The 14,550-nt window shown below is 61.5% G+C and carries 10 protein-coding genes; 5 read left to right on the top strand and 5 right to left on the bottom strand.

The window, feature by feature from the left end; translation table 11 throughout:
- Positions 1 to 50 precede the first annotated feature (50 nt).
- The 5 genes from NKJ17_RS17025 to NKJ17_RS17005 all read right to left on the bottom strand — a co-directional run bounded on the left by NKJ17_RS17025 (position 51) and on the right by NKJ17_RS17005 (position 5,153).
- Positions 51 to 449, bottom strand: coding sequence for a DUF3085 domain-containing protein (locus tag NKJ17_RS17025; protein WP_352689505.1), 399 nt, complete (start codon positions 447 to 449; stop codon positions 51 to 53).
- Between the two features lie 10 nt (positions 450 to 459).
- Positions 460 to 1,065 carry a DUF1419 domain-containing protein gene (locus NKJ17_RS17020; RefSeq protein WP_352689504.1) on the bottom strand — a complete coding sequence of 202 codons (606 nt, stop codon included), beginning with the start codon at positions 1,063 to 1,065 and terminating at the stop codon, positions 460 to 462.
- 326 nt (positions 1,066 to 1,391) lie between these two features.
- Entirely contained in the window at positions 1,392 to 2,291 is a 900-nt protein-coding gene (locus NKJ17_RS17015) for a DUF3991 and toprim domain-containing protein (protein ID WP_352689503.1), read from the bottom strand.
- Between the two features lie 180 nt (positions 2,292 to 2,471).
- Entirely contained in the window at positions 2,472 to 2,660 is a 189-nt protein-coding gene (locus NKJ17_RS17010; protein ID WP_352689502.1) for a hypothetical protein, read from the bottom strand.
- Positions 2,661 to 3,203: 543 nt separating this feature from the next.
- Entirely contained in the window at positions 3,204 to 5,153 is a 1,950-nt protein-coding gene (locus NKJ17_RS17005) for a putative bifunctional diguanylate cyclase/phosphodiesterase (RefSeq protein ID WP_352689562.1), read from the bottom strand.
- A 689-nt stretch (positions 5,154 to 5,842) separates the two neighbouring features.
- Here NKJ17_RS17005 and NKJ17_RS17000 point away from each other — a divergent pair.
- From NKJ17_RS17000 to NKJ17_RS16980, 5 genes are all read left to right on the top strand, one after another.
- Positions 5,843 to 7,486 carry an MFS transporter gene (locus NKJ17_RS17000; protein ID WP_352689501.1) on the top strand — a complete coding sequence of 548 codons (1,644 nt, stop codon included), beginning with the start codon at positions 5,843 to 5,845 and terminating at the stop codon, positions 7,484 to 7,486.
- A gap of 834 nt (positions 7,487 to 8,320) precedes the next feature.
- Complete coding sequence (locus NKJ17_RS16995) at positions 8,321 to 8,857, top strand: hypothetical protein (RefSeq protein WP_352689500.1); 537 nt, start codon at positions 8,321 to 8,323, stop codon at positions 8,855 to 8,857.
- Positions 8,854 to 10,971: a TnsB C-terminal domain-containing protein gene (locus tag NKJ17_RS16990; RefSeq protein ID WP_352689499.1), complete on the top strand. Its 2,118-nt coding sequence runs from the start codon at positions 8,854 to 8,856 to the stop codon at positions 10,969 to 10,971. The genes NKJ17_RS16995 and NKJ17_RS16990 overlap by 4 nt, the downstream gene beginning before the upstream one ends.
- Positions 10,968 to 12,140 (top strand): ATP-binding protein, encoded by a 1,173-nt coding sequence (locus NKJ17_RS16985; protein ID WP_352689498.1) that lies wholly within the window; start codon positions 10,968 to 10,970, stop codon positions 12,138 to 12,140. Before NKJ17_RS16990 ends, NKJ17_RS16985 begins: the two co-directional genes overlap by 4 nt.
- A complete protein-coding gene (locus tag NKJ17_RS16980) occupies positions 12,137 to 14,137 on the top strand; it encodes a TniQ family protein (protein ID WP_352689497.1) in 2,001 nt (666 codons plus the stop codon). The genes NKJ17_RS16985 and NKJ17_RS16980 overlap by 4 nt, the downstream gene beginning before the upstream one ends.
- The last annotated feature ends 413 nt before the right edge of the window (positions 14,138 to 14,550 follow it).

Below are 14,550 nucleotides of genomic sequence, written 5' to 3'. Positions count from 1 at the left end.
CGCGGACGGCGTTGGCGTCCGCGTGAAAGGGCTGGCAGGTTTGCTGGGGGTTAGCGGGCGATCAGCGAGAGCGAGACTTCGGTCTCGGTGAGTTGCACGCGCAGGTGCGTGCAGCGGAGGTTGCGATCGAACAGCGGGATCAGTTGCTCGGCGTCGATGAATTCCATGCCGTCGTCGCCACCGAAATGGCGCTGCTTGTAGTGAAACCAGTCGGGGTTGCCGATCGGGTGGCATTCTTCGGAATAGAGGACGAGCGGGCGCTCGCCGTCTGCGAGTTTTCCGTTCGATATGATGTAGACACCTTGGTCTCCGACCAGCCACAGGCCGGGGATCTCGCCCTGGCCGGGCTTGAGGCCATAATAGGGATTGCGGAAACCGCCGTTGTTGGCGGCATCGGTCTTTCCGCGCTCGATGACCTTGCGAACTGCAAGAATGGGAAAAGTGAACATCGCAGCCCCCTCACGCGGCAACGGCCAGGGGAAGGTGGCGCAGATGCACCGGCAGCTTCGCCGCGATCTCATCATCGGTGAGCTCATCGAGCAGCTTCAGCACGGCGGCCTGCCGGCCGCCATAACAGTGCACCGTGCGCATGCCGTGATGCTCCGGCAGCCAGCGGTCCCCGGCATAGCCACGATACTCGTCGTGCGTGGCGCTCCAGATATGCTCGAGCCGCTCCTCGCGCGTCATCGCCTTCACCGGCCAGGACTCGCGCTCGACGATGGCATCGCGCATTTCGGCAGGCGATCGCGCCACATTCAGATCGCAGTAGGCATGGAAGTAGCGCGTTTTGCCGTCGATGCGCAGCGTGTAGAAGACGCTGGTGATGCTGTCGGTAAGGAACTCGCGCAGCGCGAACATGTCGCCCCGCATCCAGAGCGGTGGCAGGATCTCCAGCATGTAGTCGTGCTCGACGCGGCCGACTTCGAACCACTCGCCGCTATAGAGAAATCCGGCATCGACATGCTCCCGGTTCGGGCGCTGCGCATGGCGATCGAACATGCGAAACATCTGCCGGCGGTCGGCGATGCCCTGGTAGACTTTACGATTGGGAAAAAAGGGGTTCATTTGCGGGCTCCTTCAGCCTCGTCGGGCCTGAGCGCGCAGCACCCTCGTGGATGCCCATCATCTTCAGCCCTTCATGACCCCTCCCCTGCGGCCGCCTCTCCGTCCGGGCGGGTCAAGGGCCGGCGCAGCCGGGCGAAGCTTCACCCTTGCACGCGACCGGCGGGCATGCGGCAGCCGGGTTTCCTTTTCTTTTCTCCCTTTCCTTGTTGCCCTCCCCAATTTGGCGGTGCGAACCGGCTGTCATGGCAACGTGCGCACCCTTTCGAGCGGACATGACAACGGCCGGCGATCTTCAATTCTGCGCTGCGGTTGAGTGATCGGCGCTATCAGGCGGATGCCGCGTCCTGCAGCATCGCGTTCCAGTCTTCGGCGCGCGGCTTCAGCCGCTCAAAGTCACAGGCGAGCTCGCCGGCAAGCTCACGCAGCCTCGACACGAATGCCTCGCCCTGCGGGTTGGCGTCGGTGGCCGCTACAAGCCGTGTGTTCGGCCTCCCCGCCCACAGGCGAAGCGCTGTGTCCGTCGCCGGGGACCAGCCGCCGCCCGTGCTGGCATAGAGCGTATCGCGCCGGATCCGTTCGATCGCGGCCAGGCTCATGGCGTCGATGGCCGCTTCGCTGACGCAGATGCGGGTGGCTGTCTCGGACCCCAACCGGAACAACACCTTGCCGCCCCCGGCGGCAAAACCACGCCATTGCGGGCCACGCTCCTCCCAGCCGGTGACGAGACCGGCCGCGTCGCTGTGGGCGGCCCACATGCTGCCGCGCGGGCCTTCCCTCAGAACGTTCTGAGCGATCGCAGTCGCAATGACCTGTTCGGGAATGTGCCGCTCATCGCGCAGATAGCGCCAGGTCGCCGATCCGCGCCACGGCTTGCGTCGGGCCGCCCATCGCTTCGGAACTGACTGGCCGGGTTCGGTCCCCCGAGACTGTCGTTTCCATTCCGGCTCGCTCGGCACGAACCCCGCAAGCGAGGCTACCTGCAAGAGGGCTTCCAGGAAATCGCCGCCATCCAGATGCTGCACCAGCGAATAGACATCGCCCTTTCGATCCGACAACGGGTCGAACCATCCCTTGCCGTCATGGATGACGATGATGATATCGTCGCCACGACGATATTTGACCGCTTTGCGAGTGCTTTCCTTGAGGTCGACCGTAAAGCCGCCGGTCTCCAACACCGCGGCACAGCCGACCCGGCCGCGCAGCTCTTCTATATCCGCCTTTTCCATTCTTCTCTCCTGGCAGCCTGCGGTCGGCCTTTCTCCAAGTCTATCAATTCCTCTCAATTCGCGGAACACTCCACGACCGCCGCGAAGAGCAAAGGGCGCAAGGGCGCGGCTTCCGCCGCGGCGCAGCCTCCCTTGCGGCCTGCCGCTCGCAAGCGGCACGCCGTGGCATAGAGGGCCGGTTCAATGAACCGGCCGACCGCCTGTGAATGGGCAGTATTCGGCGATCGCGTCGACTTCGTCGCCGTCGAGGTCTTCGGCAGGGAGAACGCCGTACTCGTTGTCATTGACCTTGAACAGGATGACCGGCGTCATCAGGATGCGAGCGAGGTTCCAGGCGTGGCTCTGAGCGAGGCTGAGTTCGTGCGACATTTGTTTGGCTCCCGTGTTCGCGGGGACCATTCCCCGCTCGACAGGCGCCCGTCGGGTCCAGCCGGGATCGCGATCATCGCGATGGCGAAGCCTTGAGCGACGGCACGCTTGCGTAGTCCGACCCCGAAGCGGGTTGATCGGCAAGGTCCGGGCTGGAACAAGGGAATTAAGCCGAAAGAGCGGGAAATGGACCCCGCACAGGAGCCAAGTCACTCGCCACGAAACCTCGCGGATTCATGCCTGCGGCACTTTGCGGCTGAGTTATGCCGGCTTCATCAAGGTCTAGGCGAAAAAACCGTTCTTCCTGTGCCGATGACGCCGCCACGATAGTGGCGTCCGCACAAAGAACCCATCCGGGCAACACCATGGCCGCCGAGAATACGAGAGGCACATCAAGCCTGATCGGGCTGACCGCCGATAGCGTTGTCGCCTAGGACTGGCGGTGGAGGAGCTGCAAAAGCCGCGTTCCAGGTTCTTGCAGGTATCGATGGGGAGGCTGGAAAGGCGACCGGGGTAATCCTGCGCGCCCCTCGTCGATACTGATCAAGTGAGGGACGCGCCGGATTTCAGCGAGCCAGGAATGTCGCCTATCCGCACAGGTTTCCCGATCAAATAGCCTTGAGCTTCATCGCATCTGACGCGGCGCAGATAGTCGAGCTGTTGGGGAGTTTCCACGCCTTCGGCGGTTACCTCAATTCGAAGCTCATGCGCCAGGTCAATCAATGATCTTACAATCGCGGCGCAGTCGGCATCAGTCAGCATATCCTGGACAAAAGATCGGTCGATCTTGAGCCGCGAAAGAGGCAGTTTTCGAAGGTAAGTGAGTGACGAATAGCCGGTGCCAAAATCGTCAAGAGCAACTGTGACGGATAGCGAAATTAACGATTGCAATAATGAAATCGTTTCCTCAAAATTCGAAATCAGCACAGTTTCCGTGATCTCGACCTCCAGTCTTCGGGGCTCCAACCCGGCTTCAGCCAAGGCCACTTCAATTCCATCCAGCAAGGCCTTGTCCTTAAGCTGAACTACCGACAAATTTACGGAGACCCGCAAGTCGCGCGGCCAGCGCGCAGCCGCCAAACAAGCCGTTTTGACGACCCAGTGTCCGATGGAGTGAATCAAACCCGTTTCTTCAGCAATGGTTATGAACTCCGACGGAGGTATCGCGCCAAAGGTCGGATGCTGCCACCGCAGCAGCGCTTCAAAACCTCGAATGCGATCGCTCGCGAGATCGAGAAAGGGTTGAAATGCGAGCGAAAGCTGGTCATTGACCAGCGCAGAAGCCAGATCGCGTTCAAGGGCATGGCGCCTTGCAGCAGCTTCATCGTCGCCTGGGCTGAAAAACTGGATGGAGCCCGCCCCCAGCGTCTTCGCCCTGTGTAGCGCGGTGTCGACGCACCGCAGGAGTTGGTTGGCATCCAAACCGTCAGTGGGCGCCAAAGCGATGCCGAGAGAGGGCCTGCAGTATATCTCGCGCCCTTCGATCAAGAACGGGGCGCGCATGGCATCTATGATCTGTTTGGCCAAGGACCTGATTTGATCTGGCCTGATATCGCGCGCAGCGATTATTGCAAATTCGCCACCCTCCAATCTGGCGATGCCGTCGCTCTCCCGTGTCGATTTGCGAAGTCGCGCAGCGACTTCGACCAAAGCGGCATCCGCTATTGCTCGGCCAAAGTGATCATTCACCTCGTCAAAATTGCTAAGATCGAACAGAAGCAGCGCAAAGTGCTGGTCAAACTGCTTTGCGTCCACCAACGCGTTCTCCAGCCGCTCGTTGAAGCTGAACCGGTTTGGCAAACTGGTTAGAACATCCCTGCGAATGGCGTTTTCGCTTTCCGCTTGCAGAATGAAGCGTTGGGTAAATTCGGACGCGTGAGCAAGCACTGCACGAAACAGCGTGATGGCGTAACTCACTATCAGGATTGCGACGGGCAGGTTGACGGCGTCTTCCACCCACCCAATCGCGACCGCCGAACCGATGAAGATCGGTAGCGTATACGCGATGGCCGCAATGGGAATCGTGTAAAAGGAAGCGGCACCGCCTGCGATCATCCCCGCGCTCAGGCAGGTAATAACGACCTGGGCCGCGCTCGTTGCCCCGCCGAAGAACAGAACGGGAAGTGCGCCCCACCAAGTGCCGAACAAGAAGGCGTTGCGCACCAGGTTTTGCGTTGTCCGGCGAGACACCGACCTTGGTTTGACCGATAGAAACGATGATCTCGCTCTTAGGCCGACGAAACCAGCGGCGACGATGATCACACTCGCCCAGAGGATGGCTTTCGTTTGGTCGGGCGAGCCCCAGACCGCCATAACAAAAGTGGCCGCATTGAGTATATTCGCAACCATGCCAAGAGATGTGTTGCGAAGGACAATACTGACCTGCTCCGCCCTTATTCGGCCGGCAAGTGGTTCGATCGTCGAGGGCCCGCCAAAAGCCCGCAGATCTCCCGCCAGAAGCTCACCTAACCTTGCGGTAGACAGACGCTGCATCACTGATTTCACTCCCCCGCCCCAGAGTAGTGGCTGCGTGTTGGTCCGTAGCATCGAACAATTCGGAAAAAGTAAATTTCAACCGCAACTTTGGCGGGGAAAGGTCCGCGGAAATTCGAGGATAAGCGAAAACGCCCACCCAACGTGGTCCACGTTTTCGCAAGTGAAAAAATGCTTGAGGCGCTGACCGATACCCGGCTCTACCTGACGATGAGGCTCAGGCGCATTTTTGCAGAGCGGCGCGCGAAGGTGTGGCTAAGTCTAGCAGCGGTAGGGAGATGTCTCGTGAGCATGCAGGCAGTCGGCCGGGCAGATGGGACACGTCCAGCGGTCTTCGCTGGACGTCAACTGGCTTCGCTGTTCCCCAGTTTCGTGTCATTGTTGCTTGCCTGAAATCGTCCAGCCGATGCTACGGGCGCTGCCAGCCCGCGGCAGTTTGACAACCAAGCCATGGGCGCGGTAGCACCTTCCAGGGCCAAGAGTCGCAGGGCAGACCGCACCCCGTCGGGCTGCGCGACCCAGACCAGCTGACGCCAACTGGCACATACATCGCGCATCAGCACCGTGGATGCGACATCGGCTGTGTTGCGCGAGCGATATCGGAACTTGGTTGTGACGCAGCCGTGCGTACGCGCACTGCTGTCACCAGGTGCGTGAGCGAAAGAACGACGTGGTGGAGGTGAGAAGTCATGCGTCGAGATTCCCGCCCTTTTGCGGCAACCACACTGATCCCTCTTCAGAACCCGGTCTTTCGTTCGATCTGGACAGCCACGCAGATATCCAGCCTTGGCTGGCTCGTGCAGAGCGTTGCCATAAGCTGGCTCATGGCCACGATTTCAGCCTCCGATCTGATGGTTGCGCTCGTGCAGGCGGCATCGACGCTGCCGGCCTTCTTCTTGTCGATTGTTGCTGGAGCAATTGCAGACAGCTTCAGCCGCCGCGGCGTGATGCTTGCCGGACATTGCCTGATCGCACTGGCATCCACCGCGCTGGCTCTCTCCGTGGGGCTGGGCTCTGTCAGTCCATGGCTGATCCTGGGGCTGAGTTTCCTGGCCGGGTGCGGCTTTGCCTTGAACGATCCAGCCTGGCACGCCTCCGTCGGCGACATCCTGGAAAAGCGCGAGATACCCGCTGCGGTGACGCTGATGTCGGTGGGGTACAACGTTGTTCGAAGCATAGGACCGGCGCTGGGCGGTGTAATTTTGGCGTTTCTGGGACCGCTGTCGGCTTTTGCCTTCGCTGCTCTGAGCGACCTGGTCCCGTTGAGCGCAGTCCTGCGCTCCAAATGGCAAGTTCGCTCTTCGCCTCTTCCGCGCGAGCGGATGACGACGGCCATTCATGATGGCATGCGCTTCACCGCGATTTCCTCGGAGATCAGAGTGGCGATTGTACGTGCAACCCTGTTCGGCCTGTCAAGCATCTCGATCCTTGCCCTGCTCCCCCTCCTGGTTCGCGACCAGCTGGCAGGGGGGCCAATCGTTTACGGCATCCTTTTGGCCGGTTTCGGCACAGGCGCCTTGATCGCCGGTATTAGCAATAGCTACCTGAGACGCATCACGTCCCAGAATCGATTGATCACGCTCGCGTCCGTTGCCTGCGCAACGTGTTGCCTTTTGCTGGCTCTCACATCATCGGTGGCTGTGGCGGCGATCGCGCTTGCAATCGGTGGCGCAGGCTGGGTTGTCACCTGGACCGGAACCGACGTGTGTGTGCAGTTGGCAAGCCCAAGGTGGGTGGTTGGTCGCACTCTGTCGATCTACTACGCCTTGACCTACGGCGGTATGGCAGCGGGCAGCTGGATCTGGGGTACCGTCGCACAGAACTATTCCCTGACCTTGGCTTTGGAAGGTGCTGCAGGGGCACTTTTCCTGGTTGCAGCTGCGGGAAAGCTATTGCCGATACAGCTGTGGGAAGAATCAGATCAAGGGGCCTTCGACTTCACGCCACCAGAACTGGCACTTGATCCGAAACCCAGGAGCGGCCCCATCGTGATCAAGGTGGAGTACTTGATCGCCGAGGAGAACATCGCGGAATTTCTGCGCTGCATGCGTGAAAGGCGGCGCGTTCAGAGCCGTGCCGGTGCGCGCGACTGGACCCTCCAGCGCGACCTTCAGAAGCCGACGCTTTGGACCGAGACATTCCGCACGCCGACATGGACGGACTATCTTCGTCTAAACCATCGGCTAACGGTGACTGACAGGGAGGTAGGCGAGCGCCTTGCCGCTCTGCAGGTCGGTGGTTGTCCTCCTCATCTCGCACTCTCGATCCAACGGTCGACAAGCCCTGCCCCCGGCAGCCAGGTTCAGCCTGTGCCTTTTGTATCGCGCCCATAAGGCGACCGGTAACTTTTCTGGGGTTGGACAGGGGTTGTCAGGCCCGAGCAGTCCATGACGTCGCTTTGTTTGGAGAGGAAACGATGGCGGTGGAATGGACAATCACGATTGAGCCGTGAACGGATTAGGCGACGTTTGGCGTCGTAAAGTCCGGATTGACAGCCGGCACCGCAAGGGCGTTCGACCGGACGGGGGAGTCTGGGCAGCAAACTTTCCGAGGGGTTTAGGCTGTTTGGCTCTCGTATCCAATCGGAAAGGTCGGCGCCGCAGAAGCCTGGGTTGCCAGTCAAATTTTTGTTTTCTCCATGCTTCACGAATTAGGATTGAATGCTTCGCTGTTGGAGGTGAAGGAAGATAGGCTGGGGTGGCGCGGCCCGAGCGACCCAAAAAACTTCACACCGTGCAGATAAGGCAGGGGACCTCGTCGTGTCGACAGGCTGACTGGCGTTGCTCATGACTCATGCGAGCGGAAAGAAACATGCTGAAAATGACGCGTGCCGAGCTTCATGGGCTGGTCTGGTCGAAACCGATGACCGAGATCGCAAGACTACATGGCGTAAGAGACCAGCACGTCGCGCAGGCCTGCGACGCCCATTCTGGGCAGAACCGATTAGCACCCTTTGCGGAAGTAGTTACCCTCACTAGAGTTCTGACTTGAGTTCCGATTCGCGGTCTCGCTATGGGGGGCCATGAATTGTGAGCAACGGACGAACGATCCGGCGGGCTGGTGAGATATCGCAGCCCGCACGAAATCCGGCGGCGCGGCCGGGATACGGTTCCTGCACGGGTTGGTATCAATCGCTCAAGGCGGGCCAGCGTTTTCCTTACGAGAGCTTGCTTGAGCGCGATGCGATGCTCGTGCTGGACACGGATGCCGCGGTTGCTGAGTTTGCCGCACAGCCGGACACTTTGTCGTGGGAAGATTGCGGACGCCAGCGGCGCTACACGCCCGATCTTCGCGTGGTGATGAGGGACGGCCGTACTGTCTATCGGCAAGTCAAGCCCGCCGCCCGGTTCGCGCTCGATCCGATGCTTGGTGGCCGGCTCGACGCGATCGAGGCCGAGTGTGCGGCGCGCGGCGCCACCCATGATATCTGGCTGGACAGCGATATCCGGCGGCAACCACGCCTGGCCAACGCGCGCCGTATCCGCGCCGCAGTAGCGTTCCTCGCCGATGATGTGCTGATTGCAGCGCAGCTCGATACGGTCGGATCGCTTCCGACGCTCGGCGCGGCTACGGATGCACTGGGCGGCAAGCCGGAGCATTGCAACATGGTGCTCGCGCTGGTCGCCGTAGGGGAACTGGAGGTCGATCTCGACGTCGCGCTTGAGCCCGGCGCAGCGTTGCGGCGCGGGGGACATCGCCCATGAGCGCGATCCCTCTTCGCTTCCAGCGTGGCGACACGTTGTCGATCCGGGAACCGCAGGGACACCTTGCCTTGTGGAACGTCATCGACCGGAAACGAGGCGGCTATCTGTTGCGGCCTCATGGAGGTGGTGACGAGCGGACATGGTCCGACGACGAAATCGACGATGCCTATGGCACCCGAAGGCTGACGCATCATCCACACAATCCCGACAGGCTGCCCAAGGAGCTGAGCGAGGTTCTTGGCAGGACTTGGGAATACTGGCCGGAGGAGGTTCGCCGCGAGGCCGAACGGCGGGAAACCTATGTCCGCATGGTGGATGCGATCAGGGGTGAATACCGGACGTTGATGGAGGCTTATGAGGCGGCGGCCTCGGCGGTGTTCGACGCCCATTGCGCGCGCTGGGAACGGGAAGATGCCGAATTTGCGGCGCGGCGGGCGGCGGAAGAGCATCGGGCCAGGAGATCCGCGAGCGGGTCGACCAGGCGCGGTGTAAAGTCGCTGGTTCGGCCCAATCCCTATACGTTGCGTGGCTGGCATGGCGTGTGGAGCCGCCATGGGCGTGACATCCGTCTGCTCATCCCGCTCTATCATCTGCGGGGCTCGCGCGCGCCAAGGCATCCGAAAGAGGATGGCGACAGGGTCGACACCTACAAGCTGATGCGGCGCGCGATCGAAGCCTGGTATCTCGGCATGCCGCGACGGCGGAAGAACTATGCCTACGGCAAATATCTGGACCTCTGCCGCGACGAGGGTGTGACGCCGGTAAGCGACCGCACATTCAGGGTGTTCATCCGCGACAATTATACCGAACGCCAGGAGTTCGAGCAGCGCTTCGGCCGCCGGGCCGCCTGGCTGAAGTTCGGCATCTTCGAGCGGACCAGGCTACCCGAGCGCCCGCTGGAAGAGGTCGAAGTGGATCATTGCCTGATCGATCTGGTGGTGGTGCATCCCGACACGCTGCGACCGCTCGGCCGACCCTGGCTGACCGTGCTGCTCGACCGCGCCACGCGGGTCATCGTCGGCGCGCATCTGAGCTTCGAGGTACCATCCTATGCGTCCTTGCAGCGCGCGCTTGCTCATGCCTTCTGGAAGAAGGACCTGTCGGCGATTGAAGGGATCGATCATGACTGGCCGTGTCATGGAGTGCCTGAATGGGTGATCTGCGACAACGGCAAGGAGTTCCGGTCGCAATCTCTGCTGTTGTCGGCATCGATGCTGGACTTCGGCGTCGTCAATCTGCCGGTGAAGATGCCGTGGCTGAAGGGCGCGGTCGAGCGGATCTTCCAGACGATCGGCGTGCAGGTGTTCAGCCATGAAGAGGGAACGACGCTGTCGCGGACAATGGATCAGTACGATCCGACGGCGCGGGCTCGGTTGCCGCTTGCCGAGGTCAACCGGATGATCCTGAAATGGATCGTCGACGACTATCACGAGACGGTCCACGACACGCTGCAATGCCGTCCGATCGAGCGCTGGCGTCAGCTCACGGCGCTTTATCCGGTACGTCCGGTTCCCGACTTCGACCATATCGTGCGGCTTACCGGGGAGACCTTCCGGCGGTGCATCTCGAATATCGGCATCCAGTACGAGGGCCTGATCTATGCCGATCGGACCAAGCTGGAGCCGTTGCTGGCACGTCGCGGCGGCCTCGAAAAGGAGTGGGAGCTGCGCTTCGATCCCTATGATCTGGGCGAGGTCTGGTTGCTCGACGACGAGCGCGGCGAGTGGCTGATGATTCCCTGCACCGATCCGTCCGTGTCGCGGGGCGTGTCCAAATACCAGCACAAGGTGCATCGCGCGATCGCGCGACGGAATCTTCCCCGGCATGCGCCGGTGACGATCGGGCACCTTGAGGAAGCGCGCCGAACGGCGGAACAGTCGGTGAGCGACCTCTATAAAAAGGGGACGAAAGCGAAAAGCGTGGCCCGCGCTGCGCGCTATGACTTCAACGGCGAGCAATTCACGCCATTGCATGGCGCTTCGGCATCGACCGCCCCAAGGGTTGTTGCGGTCGATGCCGAACTGCCGCCGCCGGCCATAGCCGCGCCCACGATCGTCGATCTGGACGCTGATATCGAGGCGCTGGTCGCGCAGTGGTCGGAGGCTGGCCGATGACAATGGCCACGATCGCCTCCGCGCCCCTCGCGCCGTCAGTGCCGGACGTAGTGCTGACCTTCGAGACATCTGTGATCCCGCATAGCCGGCATGTCGAGGCGAAAGCAGCAATCCGCGCACTTCATGGACGGTATCGCCCGCAAGGCAGCGATCGCCGGTTCAAGGCGCGAGCGCTGCTGATCGTCGGAGCCTCGGGCTCCGGCAAGACGACGGCGCTCGAAGACTACATGGCGGACTTCCCCGATCTCACGCTCGAAACCGCGTCGCAGTCGCCACCTGAGATCGCTCGTCTCCACGACGGAGACATTCGCCGGATCGTGTATGTCGAGGCGCCGGAACGCACCACCCGGCGGGCGCTCGTCGCGGCCATACTGGGCGCCTATGGCTACAAGGCGCGCGACCATTGGAACACCAGCGACGTCATCGAAAAGATCGCCTTCTACGCCGAGGAGATGGGCACGGAGCTGATCTTCATCGATGAAGGGCATCACATGGTGAACGAGGCCAACCCGGACGCGACAGCCGAAGTGACCGAGTTCATCAAATCGCTGCTCAACCGGGTGAAGGTGCAGATCGTGATCGCCGGGCTGCCGCAACTCCTCGACATCGCGGCGCCCGGGCAGAAGACCATGCAGCTTCGCCGGCGGCTCCAGCCTCCGGTTATCCTCAAACCCTATAGCTGGCTGAGCAGGAGCGGCCGAACGATGTTCTCCAGCGTACTGGGGGTCATGGAGAAGATGATGCGTCTTCCGGACCCTTCGGGCCTGGCGAAGCACGAGCTCGCCAAACGCATCTATGTCGCGTCGCGCGGCGAGATCGGAATGCTGTCCAAATATCTGAGCCAGGCGCTGACGTTGGCCCTCGCCAGAGACAAACGTTCGGTCGACCTGGAACTGCTTGGCGAGGTTCATACGAGCTGGTTCGGTGCTTATGGAGCGGCATCGGAGGAAATCCTGGACTTCGACATGATCGTCGATGACGGCCAGTTGATCGCGCTCGCCCGAGCGGACGTTGAGCGCGACAACCCGTTCCTCTGTTCGAACGATCGGTTGCGGGAGATGTGGCAACTTGGCGGATCTGCTTCCCCGCCATCGGATCAGAGCAGAACGACGCGCCTGCGCGGCACGGGGCGCGGATCATATCGCCCCTTCGGCAATGGCGAGCGATGAAAGTGTCGCTGCATCGCCTGCCGCTTCGGGTTCGACCCGCGCCGTTCGAGCCGGCGTGGGCGTTGTTCAACCGCCTGGTGTTGCGTCACGGCTGCGTCACCGGCACGGAACTGGCGCAGCAGCTTCAGATACCCAGCTATGGATACTTCGTCACCGATGTCGAGCGCGGACACACCCTCGCAACCGTCGCGGCGCTGACGGTCACTCCGCTCGAACATCTTCGTCACCGTTCCATCCTTCGCGATGGCAAACGGCTGGTTCTTGCGGGGGAAACGATCACGAAAAGCGGCAATACCGGAACCGCGTTTGGCCGGGTCTGCACGGACTGCCTGAAACTCGATATGGAGACGCGCGCCGGGCCGACAGCGCACCGGCCATGGCGGCGGTCGTGGTGGGACGTGGCGCCCATATCCACTTGTCCTATTCACGGCAGGGTGTTGCTATCGGCCTGCCCGCATTGCGGGGTCGCGTTCGATCGCAAGACGCTCTCACCGATGCGATGCCCCTGCGGGCAGGAGGTCGTGCATGGCATGAGCGAGCGGCTACAGCCAGACGACCACATCGGGGATGCCTATCTGGTGGGCCGATTGGTCGGCGCGCCGCGCATTACCCATGAGTTCCTCGACGGTCTTGCGTTCGCGGACGCGGTCGACGTGATGCGTTGGGTGGGAGCCGCCGCCCTTTGGGGAAGCACCGCGCCAAGCTGGACAAGGTCGACGCCAGGCGATCGCGCGCGTGCCATGTCCGCCGGGTTCCGCGCCTGCCTCGACTTTCCGCGCAGGTTCAATGCCGTGCTGGATCAAATGCTCGAGACGTGTCCGGTCGGCCGCCGGTCCCCGATGGGAGTGTATGGCAAGCTGCAAAACTGGCTCGGTCTGTCCGCCGAAGCGGCGTTTGAGCCATTACGGGTGGCGGTCCGCCATCACATCGAGCAGCATATCCCCATAACAGCCCAGACCAGGGTGCTGGGCCAGCCACCGACGGGCGGTGAACTCACCACCATCGGAGCGGTGGCGAAACTGTGCCGTTGCTCGGTGGGGCGTGTAACGAACGTCGCGGTGCTCCTGTCATTGATGGAGCCGTCGGCGGAGCCCACGCGCAGCCGCGTGGCGCCCAGATCGATCGAGGCGCCGCTGGTCACGTTCTTCCGCTCTTCCTGTGAAACAAGCGAGGCTCGGAAATATCTCAACATCAAACACGCGTTCTTCAAGACCCTGGTTCATCAGGGTCTTATCGCACGGGCCTTTCCGTCGGATGGCGTGCTCCCGTCGCGGTACATCATCGCTGATCTGGACCAGTTCCTGACACGGCTTCATCGCAATGCACCGCTGATGGATCATTCCCCTCCCGGATGCGCGCCGATCATGTCGGCGGTGCGCATCTGTTTTAGGTCTTCGGAAGAGATCGTCACTGGGCTTTTGCGTGGGGACTTCTGGGCCGTGGGCCGTCTTCGCCATGAACGGGGGATTCTACAGATCGTGGTGAATACCTCAGAGGTGAATGGCGCGCTCCACCGCGAAGCCGAGCCGGGGTTCATGCGGCCCGATGAGGCAGTGAAATATCTCGGCGTCACCCCCGACACGGTCTACATGCTCAAGCGTGAAAAATGGCTGCGGGATGCTAGAATGCAATCGTCGAAGCAGATGGTGCCGGCGTTTGAACGGGCTGAACTGGAGAGCTTCAAGGCGCGGTTCGTGACGCTCGCCGAGCTGGCGCGAATGCCTGTTCCGTCAACCCGACCATCCGACGTTCATCAACATCTTCTGCGGGCGGGCATCTGGCCAACCATTCCTGGCGGCAAATATATCCCACCCCTCTTCGAGCGCTCGCTCGCGGCGCCGGTGATCCGCGAGGCCTACAAGGCGCGCATCCACAAAGCATCGGAGGGCCATAAAGTGGTCGGAATCAATTATCGATTCTGCGAGTGCCTTCGCGAACAAACAATCGGTTCTCCAGTTGACGGAAGTGGTTCCGCAAATGGCCGCAAAGGCGCGTGAGACGGCTACGCTTGGATGAGCTTTTATGATTCTCTACAGACCCATGACATCGCTCGGCCGCGTGCCGGCCATTGGCAAAGAGTCGAACACGGCAAGACGGTGGAGACCGTCGCGCTCGACAACAAGAACAATTCTCCAGAGGCGATCATTATTATCGATCCGGCGGTCGGGAGGCCCGGCCGGGTTAAGCGGGGTCACGACGATGGGGCATCCAAGAGATATGCGGCATGACCCGTTCAAGGCCGGCGCTGGAATTGCCGGCCAAAAATGGCGTCTCGGCCGAGGAATCGAGCCGCCATCGCGGACGTTGCACGGAAGCAGAGCAGGCAGTGTCCCAAGCCCGGATGGCGAAGTGCGGGGCCGATGAAAGCTGCGGCAGTTGAGGACGCGTACAAGCCGTATCTGATCACGAC

This window comes from Mesorhizobium sp. M0208 (genome assembly GCF_040322015.1).
Lineage (GTDB): Bacteria > Pseudomonadota > Alphaproteobacteria > Rhizobiales > Rhizobiaceae > Mesorhizobium.
The sequence above is the reverse complement of the archived record's forward strand: the minus strand, read 5'-3'. Positions and strand labels throughout refer to the sequence as shown.